Annotated in this window: 1 pseudogene; it reads right to left on the minus strand. The window is 63.8% G+C overall.

The features are described from left to right. Nucleotides 1–418: 418 nt before the first annotated feature. Nucleotides 419–580 (minus strand): annotated as a pseudogene (locus Q0937_RS17915) (cytochrome c biogenesis protein CcdA); the annotation flags it as partial.

Raw genomic sequence — 580 nt, forward strand, 5'->3', positions numbered from 1 at the left:
CGCAGGGCGCGTCCGCTGTGGCGAAGGGGGGTGACTGCGCGGCCGGCCGCGCGATGGGAATTGCTCGTGGCCATGAAGGTTCTCCGTGAATATCCCCGCATCAACGCACGGGGTCGTCTGGCATTTGGTCGCGGCAACGTCGACAGCAGGGCAAGCATCGCGAAGAAACTCTCATACCTCGTCACCGGTGGAACCAACGTACCGACCCAAACACCCTCGCAATAGCCTCATGTGCGACCCCGACCGACGATTTCGCCTTCTCTTGAACACTCTGGCCGCATGGGCCCCGGGGCAACACCGTCTCTTTACCAAACCCCGATGCCGCAATGGGGTCGACGTCACGAGTCGCAGTGGAGGTGAACGGACCCCATGTCGGTCACCGGTAGCAGATCGGCAGGGGAGGGGTCTTGCGTGAGGCTCACACGACGGGCTGGAAGGTGGCGATGGAGCCTTGGAGCTGATCCATCCAGGAGGCCCACACTCCCGTGAGCAGCAGCAGGCCGATCGCGATGAGCAGCACCCCGGATAGAACTCCGATGAGTCGGCGATGGCGGGCAAGTGCCCTGCTCACACCCATCGC

The sequence above is a fragment of the uncultured Brachybacterium sp. genome (assembly GCF_947500705.1).
Lineage (GTDB): Bacteria > Actinomycetota > Actinomycetes > Actinomycetales > Dermabacteraceae > Brachybacterium.